Source organism: Marinobacter koreensis, assembly GCF_023156285.1.
Taxonomy (GTDB): Bacteria; Pseudomonadota; Gammaproteobacteria; order Pseudomonadales; family Oleiphilaceae; genus Marinobacter; species Marinobacter koreensis.
On sequence record NZ_JAKZAJ010000005.1, the window covers coordinates 117,555 to 133,710 of the forward strand.

The 16,156-nt window shown below is 59.1% G+C and carries 18 protein-coding genes; 11 read left to right on the forward strand and 7 right to left on the reverse strand.

Annotated elements, in window-relative coordinates; translation table 11 throughout:
• Positions 1 to 19: 19 nt before the first annotated feature.
• From rlmB to alr, 7 genes are all read left to right on the forward strand, one after another.
• Positions 20 to 757, forward strand: a complete 738-nt coding sequence (gene rlmB, locus MLD04_RS14325) for a 23S rRNA (guanosine(2251)-2'-O)-methyltransferase RlmB (protein WP_248159781.1) — start codon at positions 20 to 22, stop codon at positions 755 to 757.
• Positions 758 to 995: 238 nt separating this feature from the next.
• Positions 996 to 1,412 carry a 30S ribosomal protein S6 gene (gene rpsF / locus MLD04_RS14330; RefSeq protein ID WP_008937281.1) on the forward strand — a complete coding sequence of 139 codons (417 nt, stop codon included), beginning with the start codon at positions 996 to 998 and terminating at the stop codon, positions 1,410 to 1,412.
• Positions 1,413 to 1,437: 25 nt separating this feature from the next.
• Complete coding sequence (gene rpsR / locus MLD04_RS14335; protein WP_008937282.1) at positions 1,438 to 1,668, forward strand: 30S ribosomal protein S18; 231 nt, start codon at positions 1,438 to 1,440, stop codon at positions 1,666 to 1,668.
• Between the two features lie 25 nt (positions 1,669 to 1,693).
• Positions 1,694 to 2,560 carry a YybS family protein gene (locus MLD04_RS14340; RefSeq protein ID WP_248159783.1) on the forward strand — a complete coding sequence of 289 codons (867 nt, stop codon included), beginning with the start codon at positions 1,694 to 1,696 and terminating at the stop codon, positions 2,558 to 2,560.
• A gap of 20 nt (positions 2,561 to 2,580) precedes the next feature.
• Complete coding sequence (rplI, locus tag MLD04_RS14345; RefSeq protein WP_248159785.1) at positions 2,581 to 3,027, forward strand: 50S ribosomal protein L9; 447 nt, start codon at positions 2,581 to 2,583, stop codon at positions 3,025 to 3,027.
• Positions 3,028 to 3,157: 130 nt separating this feature from the next.
• Positions 3,158 to 4,564 carry a replicative DNA helicase gene (gene dnaB, locus MLD04_RS14350; RefSeq protein ID WP_008937285.1) on the forward strand — a complete coding sequence of 469 codons (1,407 nt, stop codon included), beginning with the start codon at positions 3,158 to 3,160 and terminating at the stop codon, positions 4,562 to 4,564.
• The gene (alr, locus tag MLD04_RS14355) at positions 4,564 to 5,658 is read left to right on the forward strand and encodes an alanine racemase (protein ID WP_248159787.1); all 1,095 of its coding nucleotides are present in this window, start codon (positions 4,564 to 4,566) and stop codon (positions 5,656 to 5,658) included. The genes dnaB and alr overlap by 1 nt, the downstream gene beginning before the upstream one ends.
• On the opposite strand, the gene MLD04_RS14360 is transcribed toward alr, so the two are convergent.
• Positions 5,633 to 5,989 carry a hypothetical protein gene (locus tag MLD04_RS14360; RefSeq protein WP_008937287.1) on the reverse strand — a complete coding sequence of 119 codons (357 nt, stop codon included), beginning with the start codon at positions 5,987 to 5,989 and terminating at the stop codon, positions 5,633 to 5,635. The two genes, alr and MLD04_RS14360, sit on opposite strands and share 26 nt — an antisense overlap.
• A 162-nt stretch (positions 5,990 to 6,151) precedes the next feature.
• On the opposite strand from MLD04_RS14360, the gene MLD04_RS14365 reads away from it, so the two are divergent.
• Positions 6,152 to 7,033, forward strand: a complete 882-nt coding sequence (locus MLD04_RS14365) for a sugar nucleotide-binding protein (RefSeq protein ID WP_248159789.1) — start codon at positions 6,152 to 6,154, stop codon at positions 7,031 to 7,033.
• A 27-nt stretch (positions 7,034 to 7,060) separates the two neighbouring features.
• Here MLD04_RS14365 and fnr read toward each other — a convergent pair whose 3' ends face one another.
• Positions 7,061 to 7,807 (reverse strand): fumarate/nitrate reduction transcriptional regulator Fnr, encoded by a 747-nt coding sequence (gene fnr, locus MLD04_RS14370; RefSeq protein ID WP_248159791.1) that lies wholly within the window; start codon positions 7,805 to 7,807, stop codon positions 7,061 to 7,063.
• 100 nt (positions 7,808 to 7,907) lie between these two features.
• Complete coding sequence (gene fabB / locus MLD04_RS14375) at positions 7,908 to 9,116, reverse strand: beta-ketoacyl-ACP synthase I (RefSeq protein ID WP_248159793.1); 1,209 nt, start codon at positions 9,114 to 9,116, stop codon at positions 7,908 to 7,910.
• Between the two features lie 191 nt (positions 9,117 to 9,307).
• Between fabB and MLD04_RS14380 the strand changes: the two genes are divergently transcribed.
• The gene (locus MLD04_RS14380) at positions 9,308 to 9,838 is read left to right on the forward strand and encodes an Mpo1 family 2-hydroxy fatty acid dioxygenase (RefSeq protein ID WP_248159795.1); all 531 of its coding nucleotides are present in this window, start codon (positions 9,308 to 9,310) and stop codon (positions 9,836 to 9,838) included.
• Between the two features lie 66 nt (positions 9,839 to 9,904).
• A complete protein-coding gene (locus MLD04_RS14385) occupies positions 9,905 to 10,669 on the forward strand; it encodes a helix-turn-helix domain-containing protein (protein WP_248159797.1) in 765 nt (254 codons plus the stop codon).
• On the opposite strand, the gene ylqF is transcribed toward MLD04_RS14385, so the two are convergent.
• Positions 10,635 to 11,570, reverse strand: a complete 936-nt coding sequence (gene ylqF / locus MLD04_RS14390; protein WP_248159799.1) for a ribosome biogenesis GTPase YlqF — start codon at positions 11,568 to 11,570, stop codon at positions 10,635 to 10,637. The genes MLD04_RS14385 and ylqF overlap by 35 nt on opposite strands.
• A gap of 240 nt (positions 11,571 to 11,810) precedes the next feature.
• Between ylqF and MLD04_RS14395 the strand changes: the two genes are divergently transcribed.
• Positions 11,811 to 12,272, forward strand: coding sequence for a Spy/CpxP family protein refolding chaperone (locus MLD04_RS14395; protein WP_248159808.1), 462 nt, complete (start codon positions 11,811 to 11,813; stop codon positions 12,270 to 12,272).
• Positions 12,273 to 12,353: 81 nt separating this feature from the next.
• On the opposite strand, the gene MLD04_RS14400 is transcribed toward MLD04_RS14395, so the two are convergent.
• The 3 genes from MLD04_RS14400 to MLD04_RS14410 all read right to left on the reverse strand — a co-directional run bounded on the left by MLD04_RS14400 (position 12,354) and on the right by MLD04_RS14410 (position 16,034).
• Entirely contained in the window at positions 12,354 to 13,571 is a 1,218-nt protein-coding gene (locus MLD04_RS14400; RefSeq protein WP_248159811.1) for a methyl-accepting chemotaxis protein, read from the reverse strand.
• An 8-nt stretch (positions 13,572 to 13,579) separates the two neighbouring features.
• Positions 13,580 to 14,626 (reverse strand): lipoyl synthase, encoded by a 1,047-nt coding sequence (gene lipA / locus MLD04_RS14405; RefSeq protein ID WP_248159818.1) that lies wholly within the window; start codon positions 14,624 to 14,626, stop codon positions 13,580 to 13,582.
• 130 nt (positions 14,627 to 14,756) lie between these two features.
• A complete protein-coding gene (locus MLD04_RS14410) occupies positions 14,757 to 16,034 on the reverse strand; it encodes an O-acetylhomoserine aminocarboxypropyltransferase/cysteine synthase family protein (RefSeq protein ID WP_248159828.1) in 1,278 nt (425 codons plus the stop codon).
• Between the last annotated feature and the right edge of the window lie 122 nt (positions 16,035 to 16,156).

The following is a 16,156-nucleotide window of genomic DNA, read 5'->3' on the forward strand; positions in this document are numbered from 1 at the left end:
TTGAACAGGGTAGGAATCCGTGTCCCAGGAGTATGTATTCGGGTGGCATGCGGTTGAGGCTGTCCTCAAGCGCGAGCCGGAGAGGTTGCAGCAGGTCTGGATTCAGACCGGTCGCCAGGATAAACGCGTCCGTTCCATTACCGATGCGCTGGATGGGCTTGGTGTTCGCTGGCAGGTTGTGCATCGCCGCGAGCTGGATAGTCGGGTGTCTGGCGTTCATCAGGGGGTTGTGGCTGCGGTCAGTGAAAGTCGGGAGTGGAGTGAGAGCGATCTGCTTGCGGAGCTGGACCGGTCAGGAAAGCCCGCTTTTCTACTGGTCCTCGACGGCGTAACCGATCCCCATAACCTGGGTGCCTGCATGCGCACGGCAGATGCGGTTGGCGTGCAGGCTGTAGTGGTTCCGAAGGATAAGTCGGCCTCCCTGACTCCGGTGGCCCGGAAGGTTGCCTGTGGTGCTGCGGAGACAGTGCCGTTCGTGCGGGTGACCAATCTCGCCCGGTTCCTGCGTTCTCTGCAGGATCAAGGGGTCTGGCTGATCGGCGCGGCCGGAGAGGCGTCGGGAACCCTGTATCAGGCCGATTTCAAGGGGCCTGTTGCGCTGGTCATGGGCGCCGAAGGGAAGGGATTGCGCCGATTGACCCGAGAACACTGCGATCAGTTGATCAATATTCCCATGCTTGGGCATGTGGACAGCCTGAATGTTTCCGTGGCAACCGGGGTCTGCCTTTATGAGGCCCTGCGTCAACGGCTTGCGTAGCGCTTGCACAGACGACCTTACCCGCCTAGAATACGTCACCCCTTTTTTAAGGGGCGGTTTTCTATTGCCTGGAAAATGGCAACAGCGGCCGTGCTTTTTGATCAGGCCTGTGCGCAGGCTTTTAATGAAAAAGCAAAAAAGAAACCGATAGCCACTGGCTGTCACCTCCTTGCTTTCATGTTCCGCGGTCGTATTCGGTCCGTTGAAAAGAAAGCTGTTTAAACCGTAGGGAGAACTCATGCGTCACTACGAAATCGTATTTATGGTACATCCGGATCAGAGCGAGCAGGTGCCCGCAATGATCGAGCGTTATACCGGCGTCATCACCGAAGATGGCGGCAAGGTACATCGCCTGGAAGATTGGGGCCGTCGTCACCTGGCTTACCCGATCAACAAGATCCACAAGGCTCACTACGTCCTGATGAACGTTGAATGTTCCCAGGCCGCACTGGACGAGCTGACTCACAACTTCCGGTTCAACGATGCCATCATCCGTGACCTGATCCTGCGTCGCGACGAGGCTGTTACCGACCTGTCTCCGATGAAAGCGGCTGAGTCCCGTGAAGATCGTCGTTCCGGCGGTGAAGACCGTCCGCGTCGTTCTGCTGACTCTGACGCCGGCCAGAAGGCCAAGTCACAGGACGAAGAAGAGTAATTAACCGGAGTTGAGGAGTTAAGTTATGGCTCGTTTTTTCAGACGTCGTAAGTTCTGTCGCTTCACGGCAGAAGGTGTTAAAGAGATCGATTACAAGGATCTGGACACCCTGAAAGGCTACATCACTGAAACCGGCAAGATCGTGCCCAGCCGCATCACCGGCACCAAAGCACGTTATCAGCGTCAGCTGGCTACCGCTATCAAGCGTGCCCGCTACCTGGCACTGCTGCCGTATACGGACAGCCACGACCACTAAAGACAGATAAACAGGATTTGGGACCATGCGTGCACTGGCACAGTTCGTAATGCGCGGTCCCCTGCAGGCTGGCGGGGTAGCAGCAGTCACGACTGCCATACCCTTGCTGTTCTGGGTAGGCGCGGCGGTTATCGGGTTGGTCATTCTCCGGCTCGGTATCCAGCAAGGTCTGAATATCGGCCTCTGGGCATTGTTGCCAGCGATTGGCTGGAGCTGGTTCGGGCACGACCCGACGGCCCTGGCGGTATTGCTGCAGACCATGCTGATGGCGTCTGTCCTGAGAGCAACGCTGTCCTGGGAGAAAGCCCTCCTCGGAGGGAGTTTTCTGGCGATTGTCACAGGTCTGATGTTGCCTGTGCTGTTCCCCGGATTGCTGGACGATCTGGTCCGCACCGGGGTGAATTTTTACGAACAATACAACGCGGAAGTGGCCCGGGCACTCGGGGATGACCTTGAGACTGTGATTCGGGACACGATGAACGCCAGCATGGCCGGTACCTACCTGGCAACTGCCATTGGTATGACGATGCTGTCGCGAGCGTGGCAGGCGGGGTTGTACAACCCCGGCGGATTCCGTAAGGAGTTTCACGCTCTCCGGCTCTCGCCAGTTGTGGCTGTGCTGTGTGGGGTGACCATGGTTCTTGGTCCCGTACTGGGGCTCAATTCCATGTTGTTGGCCTGGGCAGCAGGCACACCGTTGTTCCTGGCGGGTGTGGCACTGGTTCATGGCGCGATTGGTCGTAAAAATCTGAGCGGGAACTGGCTGGTTATGTTTTACATTGCCCTGTTCCTGTTGGGACCAAGCCTGATGATTCTGTTAGTGGTAATGGCTTTTGTGGATAGCTGGCTGGATATCCGGGGGAGAATCAAACCTGCCGGGCCGGCTGAATAAAGCACGAAGAGGTTAACGAGATGGAAGTTATTCTGCTCGAGAAAGTTGCAAACCTTGGCTCCCTGGGCGACAAGGTAAAGGTTAAGGCCGGTTACGGTCGTAATTTCCTGCTTCCTTATGGCAAGGCTGTTCCTGCCACAGAAGCGAATGTGAAAGCATTTGAAGAGCGTCGCGCAGAGCTGGAAAAAGCAGCAGCCGAGAAGCTGGCTGCGGCCCAGAGCCGCGCCGAGACGCTGGAAGGTGCATCCTTCACCATCACCTCCAAGGCCGGTGAAGAAGGCAAGCTGTTTGGCTCCATCGGTGTCCGTGACATCGCTGATGCCATCACTGCCGGTGGCACTGAGGTGGAGAAGAGCGAAGTTCGTCTGCCGGAAGGTCCGATCCGGGTGACCGGCGAGTACGACATCGAGCTTCAGCTGCACACTGACGTAGCTGCGACCGTCAAGCTGGCGGTGGTTGCGGAGTAATCCGCGATTGCCGACAGGGTCGGATCCGTCCGACCTGGTCAAACAAACGGGCCCGAACCGGAGACGGTTTCGGGCCCGTTTGTTTCTGGTATTCTTAACACTTCCTGATTTTCCAGTCTGAAGCGTTCCTATGGCCAAGCCCAACCTGAAACCCGCCAGTACCGATCTTGAAACCAGCCGGATCAAAGTGCCTCCTCACTCGGTTGAGGCCGAGCAGGCTGTGCTGGGCGGTCTGATGCTCGATAATCGTCGTTTCGACGAAGTTTCCGAGATCATCTCGGCTGCAGATTTCTATCGCCAGGATCACCGGCTTATTTTCGGGGCGGTGGAGCGGCTGGCCAGTGAGAGTGAGCCGCTGGATGTCGTGACCCTTGCCGAATTCCTGGAGCGGGCCGGGGATATTGAAGATGCCGGTGGTTTGTCCTACCTGGCAGAGTTGGCTGAGAAAACCCCGGGGGCCGCCAACATCCGTGCCTATGCCGACATCGTCAGGGAGCGTTCGATCCTTCGTCAGTTGGTGGAGGTGTCCGGCAAGATTTCCGATTCTGCGTTCAATCCCCAGGGGCGAAACAGCAACGAAATCCTCGACGAAGCCGAGCGGCATGTCTTCCAGATTGCCGAGTCCCGAACCAAGGAGGGATCCGGTCCGAAGGCGATCAATCCCATCCTGACCCAGACACTCAGCCGGATTGAAGAGTTGTTCGAGTCTGGTGAGCAGACCACGGGTCTGACGACCGGTTTCCGGGATCTTGACGACAAGACATCGGGGATGCAGCCGGCAGACCTGATCATCGTGGCGGGTCGCCCTTCCATGGGTAAGACCACCTTCGCCATGAATATCGTCGAGAACGCATTGATCAGCACCGGAACTCCCGTGCTGGTGTTCAGTATGGAGATGCCCGCCGACGCACTGGCGATGCGGATGATTTCCTCGCTGGGCCGTATCGACCAGACCAAGGTTCGTGGCGGCAAGCTTGAAGAAGACGACTGGCCGCGACTGACCTCGGCCGTCAGCCTGCTGAAGGACAAGCCGCTTTACATCGATGATACCCCGGGGCTGAGCCCGACGGAGATGCGATCCCGCGCCCGCCGGATTGCTCGCGAGAACGACGGCAAGATCGGGCTGATCATGGTGGATTACCTTCAGCTGATGCGTGTGCCCGGCAACAACGAGGGCCGGACGGCCGAGATATCCGAGATTTCCCGGTCGCTCAAGGGTATCGCCAAAGAACTGAATTGCCCGGTTGTCGCGCTGTCCCAGCTGAACCGGAGCCTGGAGCAACGGCCCAACAAGCGGCCGGTCAACTCGGACCTGCGGGAATCGGGTGCGATCGAGCAGGACGCGGACGTCATCATGTTTGTCTACCGGGACGAGGTCTACAACGAGGACACGCCTGACAAGGGTATTGCCGAGATCATCATCGGTAAGCAGCGGAACGGTCCGATTGGTACCGTCCGTCTGGCCTTCATCGGCAAGTACACCAAGTTTGAGGACCTCGCTCATGGTGACTACAGCGATTACGGTGACGATTACTGATGCCCAGGCAAACCCTTGCCCGAATTGATCTTGAGGCGCTGAGGCATAATTACGCCACGGCCCGCTCGCTGGCCGGAGACGCCCGTGCCATGGCGGTGGTCAAGGCCGACGGTTATGGGCATGGTATCCGGGCGGTGGCAACGGCACTGGCGGATATCGCACCCAAATACGCCGTTGCCTGTCTGGAAGAAGCCTTTGCCATCCGTGAAGCGGGGCTCAGCCAGCCTGTGGTGCTGCTGCAGGGGGTGCATGACTCTGGCGATCTGGCCGACTGCGCCAGGCAGGGGTTTGAGCCGGTTTTGCACAGCGAGAATCAGCTCGACGGGTTGATCCGGTCAGAGCACCGTCCGGCCTTCTGGTTGAAGGTTAATTCCGGGATGAACCGGCTAGGCTTCCATCCGGACCAGATGGCCACCGTTATCGAACGGTTGCAGAACAGCGCATGCTATCCGGAACTCCTGGGATTCGTCACACACTTCGCCTGCGCCGATGATCCCGACAGTCCGATGACGGCCGATCAGACCGCCCGATTCGTGGCCGCCACCGAGCGTTGGCCGGACCGGATGCGGTCGGTGGCCAATTCCGCGGCTCACTTCCTGCCGGGGCAGCAACGGTTCGACTGGACCCGGCCCGGCATCATGCTTTACGGAGGTTCGCCGGTTCTCGGGAAAACCGGGCCGGAACTGGGCCTGAAGCCGGTCATGCATCTCGAGGCTCCGCTGATTAACCGACGACTGGTCCGGGCCGGGGAATCCGTTGGCTACGGCGCAGCCTGGGTGGCGGATCGTGATACCTGGATGGGCATGGTGGCGATCGGCTACGGGGACGGCTACCCGCGCCATGCCGGCACCAATACGCCGGCGGCTATCGGCGGCCATCGAATCCGGCTGATTGGCCGCGTTTCCATGGATATGCTGGCGGTGGACCTGTCCGGGGCACCGGATGCCAGGGTTGGCGACAGCGTGGAGTTGTGGGGCGGAACGGTCGGTGTGGATGAAGTTGCCGCCTGCGCCGGCACTATCTCCTATGAACTGATGACCGGCATTACCGCCCGGGTACCCAGGGAGATCAGCCCGCTTCCGGTTCGTGAATGATTTCCTCGATGAAATCCAGGATGGCTGCAAGGCTTCGGTCGTCAAGCTTCTTCAGAACCTTGTGAATGACCATCTTGCTGCCCTTGAGCATGCTGCTGATCCCGACCTTGGCCATGCCCATCATCATGCTGCTGGCCTTGAGCCGCCGCAACGGTTCCAGGAAAAAGAAATCCAGGCCCTGTTCGGTCATCTCGATGATCAGGTCGTACAGTTTGTCGGTGGCTTCGCGATCGGCTTTGCCGCGTTCCCGGAGTTCGCCCACGGTGTACAGGGCTCGGGTCCGCAGTTCGTCGGGGATCGGGGCAACAATGTGGCTGTGTTGTTTCAGCATAAAGGTTCCTGTTGTTGTATGCTCTTGAAAGCGGTGGCAAAGGTATAGGACGCTGGCGTCACCGGCCGAGTGTTATTCTAGACAGCCCGGCGAACAAACCATTGGCCTTACCGTTTCTGGCCGTCCGTCACCCAAGTGAAAACCTGGAGGCTTTGATCCCCCGTGCATGTGCTTGTTGTCCATGACTATGGTCCCCTCGGAAAGGTGTTGCTGGAAAAGTTGCGGGACACGCACCTGCACATCAGCCCACTGCTGGTCAGCGATCCGGCCAGTGCCGATCTCAATGCCCTTGAGAACTGGATTCCCGAGGATACGGACCTGATCGTCAATGCACTCTGGCTGGCGGATCCGGAGGTGGCGGAGGAGGACCCTGAGGGCATTCACAAAGCGGCCTTCTCACTACCGGTGGCCATGGCCGAATACGCCAGGGAACGGGGTATTGCGCTGTTCCAGCTGTCCTCCTGTTATGTGTTCGACGGCCGGAAGCAAAGCGGATACATCACCTCGAATCCGGGGCAGCCCGTCAATGAGCTCGGAAACTGGCAGTGGGAGTGCGAGCAGGCGCTTCGATCGCTCCTGCCGCGACACATCATCCTGAGAACCGGCTGGAGCCTGTCCCGCTTCATCCGGAAGATCCGTGCCAACACGTCCTCCGGACAGGTTCTGACCTTGCCCGGTCGTTGCCGGGGGCAGCCCGTTACCGTCAAGGATCTCGCCCGGGTGATGACGGCTGTCATCCTGCAGCTCGACTGTGGAGCCGAAGTCTGGGGCACATACCAGTATGCGGGGGCCGAGGAAATCAACCTCTATGAACTGGGGCTCGCCATTGCGGGCTTACCAGGTATTCCCGAAGACCTGAAGGTTGTAGACGATATGCCGGAATGGGGCCATCTGGAGCCTGCGAATACCACGATGATCTGTACCAAGATACGGAACACCTTCGGTATCAAGCAGGTTCCCTGGAGATCAGGGCTGGTTGAAGAGTTGGCCAGCGTAAAGGACGTGGAGAGTGGCCACCACGCGGAAGAGCCGGCGGCCCCGTAGAGACGGTGCCGCCATTTCCAGAGAAGGTTAGCAGCCCTGGCGGGCGGAGTCGCGGGTCACCAGCTGGAGTGCTTCTACATCCAAGAGTTCTACTTCCCGGCCTCTGGCACGGATCAGGCCCTGGTTCTGGAACCGCGTGAACACTCGGCTAACGGTTTCCACCGCAAGGCCGAGGAAATTCGCGATGTCATTTCTGGCCATCGGCAGGCTGAAATTGGTCGGTGACAACCGGCGCCGCTGGAACCGGCTGGAGAGGGAAAGCAGCAGGGCCGCAATCCGCTCCTCGGCGGTGTTCTTGCTCAGCAGCATGGCCAGTTGATGGCCGTTCTGGATTTCCTGACTCATCAGGTGATACATGTGGTGCTGGAGTTCCGGCAGCTTGCCGGTCAGATCCTCCAGCTTTTCAACCGGAAACTCGCAGACACTCGTGCGCTCGAGCGCTTTGGCCGTACACGCGTAGGTACTGCTGCTCATGCTGTCCAGGCCAACCAGTTCGCCCGGCATGAAGAATCCGGTTACCTGCTCCTCACCACTCTCCGTGATAATCGAGGTTTTTACGGAGCCGCTCTTTACCGCAAAGCAGGAACGGAACGGAGTGCTCTGGTCGAAAATGTGTTCGCCCCGGTTGAAGATGCGACCCTGTTGCACGATGTCTTCGAGACGGTCGAGCTCATTCTCTTCAATGGCCAGGGGCAAACAGAGGTTGCTCAGGCTGCATTGATGGCAGGAGGCCTTCAGTGGGGAGTGCTTGTGGATGGGAATAGGTTGCGCCATAGCAGGTACGCCGTCCGGATTGATCCATATCAAAGTTGTACTTTAAAGGCTATGGCGCAGTTTGCCAATAATCAGAAACACTCAATTATCGAAAAAATCATCAGATTTTCTCGAAGATAAGAGAAGCATTTGTCCCGCCGAAGCCGAAGCTGTTGGACATGACGCAGTCGAGCTCCATATCACGGGCACTTGGCCCCACGATGGGCAGGTCGCTGATCTTCTCATCCACGTCCTGTAGATTTGCAGTGCCCGCCGCGAAACCATGTTGGAGCATCAGAAGCGAGTAAATGGCTTCCTGAACCCCGGCCGCGCCGAGAGAGTGGCCGGAGAGGGACTTGGTCGAGGAAATGGCCGGGATGCTGTCGCCAAAGGTGTTCTTGACCGCGCCCATCTCGGCCACATCCCCCACCGGTGTGCTGGTTCCGTGGGCGTTGATGTACTGCACTTTGCCCCGGATGGTCGCCATGGCCTGTTCCATGCAACGTTGAGCGCCTTCGCCGGAGGGAGCGACCATGTCATACCCGTCAGAGGTGGCGCCGTAGCCGGTAAGCTCCGCGATGATTGTGGCGCCGCGTTTTTTCGCGTGTTCAAGTTCCTCAAGGACCATCATGCCGCCGCCGCCGGCGATTACGAAGCCGTCACGGCCGCTGTCGAACGGGCGGGAGGCGGTTTCGGGGGCCTCGTTGTATTTGGTGGAAAGGGCGCCCATGGCGTCGAACATCATGGTGAGGCTCCAGTCCTCCTCCTCGCCACCCCCGGCGAAAACGATGTCCTGCTTACCGGACTGGATCTGTTCCATGGCATGGCCAATACAGTGCGCGCTGGTGGCGCAGGCGGATGACATGGAATAGTTCACGCCGCGAATCTTGTAAGCGGTGGCGAGACAGGCGGATACCGTGCTGGTCATGATGCGCGGGACCATATACGGCCCAATGCGTTTGACGCCTTTTTCCCGCATGATGTCGGTGGCTTCCACCTGGCTTGAGCAGGAAGCACCGCCGGAGCCGGCAATCAGACCGGTGCGATCATTGGAAACCTGTGATTCGGTCAGCCCTGCCTGGGCAATGGCCTGCTCCATTGACAGATAACCATACATTGCCGCCGGGCCCATGAAGCGCCGGATCTTCCGGTCGATCACGGTGGTGTCTACATCAGGTGATCCCGCCACCTGACTGCGGAATCCCTTGTCTTTGTAAGTTTCGTTGAAGCGGATGCCGGACTTGCCGTTTTTCAGGCTGTCCAGAACCTCGTCCAGGGAATTGCCGAGGCAGGAAACAATGCCCATACCAGTGACGACGACCCGTCTCATGTCTTCCTCCTTTGGGGGCATACCGCTGCGGCACGCCCTTGCGTTCGATAACAATGTTTCACAGTTTAGGCGGTTTGTCGGCGCAGCGATATTTGACCTTGGTAAGGGGAGGGCAGCCATTACGTACAAGGCATCCCGGGTCGGCGTTGCTAAACTTCGTCAAAATGACACAACAACAAGGAGATACCCCCATGCGCAGCCTGGAGCAGTTCCTGAACGATTACGGCGAAAGTCATCGGAATCCCTTCAACCAGTGGGTCCACATTGTCTGTGTCCCCGCCATCCTGATCTCAACGCTGGGCCTGCTGTGGCTGGTGCCTCTGGGACGTTGGCTGGGCCTGGAGGGAGGCGCTGCGGAATGGGTCAACGGCGCCACACTCCTGGCGGCGTTGTCGGCCATTGTCTATGTCAGGCTGTCGATTGGCGTTCTGGTTCTGATGGCGGGTTGGTTTGCGCTGTCCGCCTGGGTGATTCAGACCGTGTTGGCGGCCGGTTGGTCTTTGTTGTGGACCAGTCTTGGCGTGTTCGTGGTCGCCTGGATCATCCAGGTGTATGGCCACAAGGTGGAGGGCAAAAAACCGTCCTTTGTTGAGGATCTGGTTTTTCTGCTGATCGGGCCAATTTTTGTCAGTGTCGAATTTGCGGCCAAGCTGGGGCTGCCTGTGCCCTATGCCCAGAACCATCGCCAGGATGGTCACGGAGGCCAGCCGCAGGGGCATTGAGGGTTCGTTCGTAGCTGTCAGACTGGGGTATGCTGGTGGGCACGAGGAACCGTTGAGGAATTGTGTGTGTCCCTCCAGTCGCTACCCCAAGGCAGTCTGTTTGTATGGCCCGACCACTGGCAGGTGATCGGGCGGCTTTACCCCAACCGTCCGCATCGACACATCAGTGCTTCCTGGCTGGTTGGACTGGATGGCCCGTTCAGGCTGGAAGTGGATGGCCAATGGCGGGAAAGCCGGGCGGCGATTGTCGCACCGGACGTGGTCCAGGCGCTGGATCCGGGTTCGACCCGCATGTGGTGTGCGCAACTCGATCCGGACTGCCCTCTCTGGCTGAATCTCAGGTCCGGCCTTCAGCATCGTACTTCCAGCGATATCACGCTGAATCCGGACCACCTGCCGGCGTTGACCTCGCCCGACTGTAACGAGGCTGCTCAGGCGCTGGTCCGTGCCGTCCAGGCTCTCGGGTTTCCGGCGACCGCCCTGGATCCCCGGGTAATGCAGGTGTGTGAAGCCCTTCGCAGGGACATGCCGGAAAGGGTGGATGTGGCCGCCTTGGCAGGGCTGGTGGGGTTGTCGGCTTCCCGCCTCTCTCATCTGTTCCGTGAGCAGGTGGGCGTGCCGTTGCGCCGTTTCCTGCTGCACCTGAAGATCAACCGGGTGCTTGCCGGCTGGGAGCCCGGCAGGTCCATGTCCGAGCTGGCCACCGAGGCCGGCTTCTACGATCAGCCCCACCTCGTTCGCACGGCCCGGAACATGTTTGATGCCCTGCCGTCCGACTATGTCTCGGGCGGGCGTTTCAGTGTCTGTCGCTGCGGCCTCGCTTCCCCTTAGTGGTGCCCCTGGCTTCCTTCTCGGCAGCCTTGCGGGCCTCCTGCTCGGCTGCTTCCCGGGCCTCGGCTTCAACCATGTCCGGTGTTTCCAGAGAAATGCGGCCCAGTTTGCCGGACCGGAATTCGTTCAACAGAACTTCTGACACCTTGTGCAGGTCGGGCACGCCGCCACGACCAAAGAAACGGCGTTTTTCGGCGATGGCGTCCATCAGCCCGATGCCATCGTTCGGGAGCGACTCCAGGCCATAGCGGGTACGTACGGCTTCCGGATAGGCTTGCAGGAGGTAATCCGCCTCAAATAGGGCCACGTCTTCGAAATCCAGCACGGCGCTGCGGATGGCGCCGGTGATCGCCAGGCGATAGCCGCAGGCTTCCGGCGACAGTTTGGGCCAGAGGAAGCCGGGCGTGTCATACAGCAGGATGTTATCTGGCAGTTTGATCGCCTGCTGAGCGCGGGTCACGGCGGGCTCATTGCCCGTTTTTGCCACCGGCCGCCCTGCGAGGGTATTGATGATCGTGGACTTGCCCACATTGGGGATGCCCAGAATCATTACCCGCAACGCACTTTTCTGGCGATCATGACCCGGCGTCATCTCTTCGGCGAGCCGGAGGATGTCCAGGGCCTCATTACGCTGGTTATGGGTGAGGGTAATGGCGCGCACTCCCCGTTCTTTTTCGAACCACGCTTGCCATAGTCCGGTAATCTCAGGATCGGCCAGGTCGCGCTTGTTGAGGACCTTGATCAGGGGCGTATCACCCCGAAGGTTCGGAACCAGGGGATTTTCGCTACTGAAAGGAATGCGGGCGTCCAGGACCTCGATGATCAGGTCCATCTGGGGCATTACCTTTTTGATCTCCTTGCGGGCCTTGTGCATGTGCCCTGGAAACCAGTTGATTGCCATGTTTCCTGCTCCGGCTGTTGAAACCGCGCCATTATGCAGGGGAATGGATAAAGTTTCACATTTCCCTGAATGCGCTGGTGTGGCGGAATGTCGTGCCCTCGAATGAGATGTATGTACAAAAAGAAGGGAGATCGGGGTGAAATCCGGGGGCAGGTTGTTTTAGGGTGTAGGACCTGACAACTGAGTTAAATGAAACACGGCGGTGGTCTGACAGGCATCGCCATAACTACGGAGATCTTTATGAAGCTCGCAAAAATCCTTGGAACTGCTCTTGTGGCACTGTCTCTGTCTGCGCCGGTTATGGCCCAGGCACCCCAGGGTGGTCAGCCGGACCAGGTGGACCAGTTGGCCAAGATGGTAGGCCTCTCGGAGGATCAGCAAGCGGACATTCGTGCCATTCTTGATGAGATGCAGACCAAAATCGGCGAGTTGCGCAAGGAAGCCCGCACCATCCAGCAGGAGATGCAGTCACAGATCAAGGCCGACTACGACGAATCCGCGATTCGTGACAACGCCGAGAAGCTGGGTGACCTGACCGGTGAAATCGCCGCACTTTCAACGCTGATGCAAGCGAAAGTGGATGGCATTTTTACCCAGGAGCAGCGTGACGAACTGGACAAGCGCATGAAGCAGATGCAGCAGCAGATGCAACAACAGCGTCAGATGCAGCAGCAGATGCAACAGCAGCAGAAGCAGCAGTAAGAGCCACTCGCTGCCTGACGAAAAAAGCCGCATTCCGATGCGGCTTTTTTGTATCTGTGGGTTTGGTGACGTCCTGACAGCTCAGACGGAGACTTTTGCCGATGCTTCCTCGAGGCTGTCGATGAGGTGTTTGAGCCGCCGGCTCATGTCAGCGCTCTCACCCAGCTGGGTGACCATGTTCTGGGTGGTTTCCCGGATGCCCTGAACGTTGGCCAGCATCGCATCCGTGCCATCCGTCTGGTCGGCGGACAGGCCTGCGATTTCCTGGTTGGTGCGGTCAATCCGTCCCACCACTTCATTGATGGCTTCCAGTGCTTTGCGCCCTTCCTCGGATTCGGCAACGCATCGGTCGGCGTCTTCGGAGCTGCCATTCATGCGGGTTACCGCAATGTTCATGGCCGACAGAAGGCGATCAATTGTCGTCTGGATCTGTTCAGTCGAATCCTGGACCCGCTGCGCAAGATTACGGACTTCTTCTGCCACCACGGCGAAGCCGCGCCCCTGCTCGCCGGCGCGGGCAGCTTCAATGGCGGCATTCAGTGCCAGGAGGTTGGTCTGCTCGGCGATGCCTTTGATTTCGGCGACCGCCTGGCTGATTTCGTGGCTGTTCTCGGCCAGCGCTTCGACGCTGCCGGCTGAGTCCCGAACCACATCAGCCAGTTTCCGGATGCTGTCTGCGCTTCTGGCGACGCGCTCACCACCGCCAATCGCGGTCTCCCGGGCTTCATTGGAGAGCGTTTTGGCAATGCCCGCCTGTTCGGCAATGCCCAGGAAACTCTGGAGCATGGCTTCGATCATCTCGGCGGACCGGTCGGCTCCGGACTGCTGGCGGGCCAGGTCATCCCGTCGAGCCTCGGCAGCATCGGTCAGTTCCCGAACCTCCTGGTGCAGACGATCGATGGCCTGTTTCATGCTTTTCACCACCGCCATGGTGCGGTCCTGCATCGCATTGAAGGCCGTCGCCATTTCGCCGATTTCGTCGGTAGAGTCGACCGGTGCCCGGGTACTCAGGTTGCCGCTGCCCTGAACCGAAACCATGGTGTCCTTGAGGCGGTTGATGTGACGCTCGATGAACGAGATCAGCAGCTGGGATCCGGCCATCTCCAGGGCCATGAGTATCGCGACCACCAGGGCGAACCCGGGTGCGGTATCGACAAAGACGTCTCCAAACGACTGACCGCTCCTCTCGGCCATGCTGCCCATGGCATAGAGCACCAACAGGCCAAGTACTGCGAAAACAACAATGTTCAGCAACCAGAATTTGTACTTCAGCCGAATGTTCCGCAGGAAGGTCAGCATTGGGTTCCTCAGTCGATGGTTTTTACCGGGATCTGCATGGCTGCATCCGTTTGTGGCACATCCGGCACGGCCAGCCCGAGATTGTTCTTGTCGAAGACCTTGTCGGCCCGATAGCTTGAGCGCACCATGGGCCCGGAGGGCACCTCCATGAAACCTTTCTCCAGACCGATTTCCCGGTAACGGTTAAACTCTTCCGGGGTCACGTAGCGTTCGACGGGAAGGTGATTGGGCGTCGGGCGCAGGTATTGCCCCAGTGTGAGGATATCCACGCCGATGGCCCGCAGGTCGTCCATGGTTTTCAGGATTTCTTCTTCGGTTTCACCGAGGCCCAACATCAGACTGGTTTTGGTGAGCACATCCGGATTGTGTTTCTTCGCATGCGCCAGAACGCTCAGGGTTTTCTGGTAGCCGGCCCGGGGGTCACGTACACGCTGGGTCAGGCGTTCCACGGTTTCCACGTTCTGGGCGAATACATCAAGCCCGGAGTCCACGACCTTTTCCACATCGCTCATCACCGCATCGAAATCCGGTGTCAGGGCCTCGACGGCGACTTCCGGTGTTCTGGCCTTGATGGCGCTGACGCAGGCGGCGTAGTGGGCAGCGCCACCGTCCGGGAGATCGTCGCGATCCACGGACGTCAGGACGATGTAGCGAAGGCCCATGAGTTCCACGGATTTGGCGGTATTCTCGGGCTCCTCGGCGTCGAGCCAGCCTTTCGGGTTGCCGGTGTCCACCGCGCAGAATTTACAGGCGCGAGTGCACACGGAGCCCATCACCATGATGGTGGCCGTACCATTGGTCCAGCACTCCCCGATGTTGGGGCAGTGGGACTCCTGGCACACCGTACTGAGCCGGTGCTCGGTGACGTTTCGCTTTACCGCGTCGTAGCGTTCACCGCCGGGCATGCGGGCTCTGAGCCATTTGGGTTTGCGCTCCGTCGTTCGGCCTTCGGCACTGGAAGAGGAACGTTTGACGCCGTCCTTGATGGCGGAGAATCCGTGCTCGTTGCGGAACTTGGTGCCACTGGTAATGCGGGGCTTAGCGCTGTCGCTCATTGACCGGAAACTCTCAAATGAAGGGTATGAAGAACATTTAAGGTTAATCGCCGGCGGGCACAGTTACAAGGCGGGTAAGGGCAATCACGGGGGGATCGGGTACGACCTTGGTCGTACCCGATTGATCAGTTTACGCCTGGGATTTTTCCAGAGCCTGGCTGATATCGGCAATGATGTCGTCGACGTGTTCGATACCGATGGACAGCCGTACCAGATCCTCACTGACGCCAGCGCTCTTCAGTTCTTCCGGATTGAGTTGCCGGTGAGTCGTAGTGGCCGGGTGGCAGGCCAGGGACTTGGCATCCCCGATGTTCACCAGCCGCAGGACCATATCCAGGGCATCGATGAATTTGGCGCCGGCGTCGCGGCCGCCCTTGATGCCAAAGCTCAGGATGCCAGAGGCCTTGCCGCCACAGATTTTGTCGCAGGTGGCTTTGTATGGACTGTTCGCGAGCGCCGCGTAGTTCACCCACTCCACCGCCGGATGATCCTGCAGGAACTGGGCGACCTTTTCCGAGTTTTCGCAATGACGCTCCATGCGCAGCGCCAGGGTCTCAAGGCCCTGCATGATCAGGAACGAGTTGAACGGAGACAGGGCGGAGCCGGTGTTCCGCAGCGGAACGACCCGGCACCGGCCGATGAACGCGGCCGGCCCGAGGGCTTCGGTGTAGACCACGCCGTGATAGGACGGATCCGGTTCGTTCAGCATCGGGAACTTGTCGGCGCTGGCCTTCCAGTCGAATTTCCCGGAATCCACCACGATGCCGGCAACCGTTGTGCCGTGCCCACCGATGTACTTGGTAAGCGAGTGAATGACGATGTCCGCGCCATGTTCAAAGGGACGGCACAGGAACGGTGTGGCTACGGTGTTGTCGACAATCAGGGGAATGCCATGCTTGTGGGCGATTTCGGCCCAGCGCTGGAGATCCACCACGTTGCCGGCCGGGTTGCCGATGGACTCGCAGAACAGCGCGCGGGTCTGGTCGTCGATGGCTTTCTCGACGGCATCGAAATCGTCGTGGGGCACCATGCGGCAGTCGATGCCCTGGTTCGGCAGGGAGTGGGCAAACAGGTTGTAGGTGCCACCATAGAGCTGACTGGTGCTGACGATGTTGTTGCCAACCTTACAGATGGTCTGGAGGGCATAGGTGATCGCAGCCATGCCGGACGCAACGGCCAGCGCGCCCACGCCACCTTCGAGCGCGGTCATGCGCTCTTCGAGCACGCTGTTGGTCGGATTCATGATCCGTGTGTAGATATTGCCCTGAACCTTCAGGTCGAACAGGTCGGCCCCGTGCTGGGTATCGTCGAAGGTGTAGGACGTGGTCTGGTAGATCGGGGTTGTCGCGGCCTTTGTGGTCGGGTCGCTCTTGAACCCGGCGTGAAGCGCGAGAGTTTCCGGTTTCATCGAGACATTCCTTGCTGATGGTTATTGGTTTTGGAGTGCAGGAAGCCGAGTATGCCACAGAGATTTGGCCCCAGGCACAGTTCGAAGCGTCATATGCTTATAAAGGTGATGCCGATCCGATT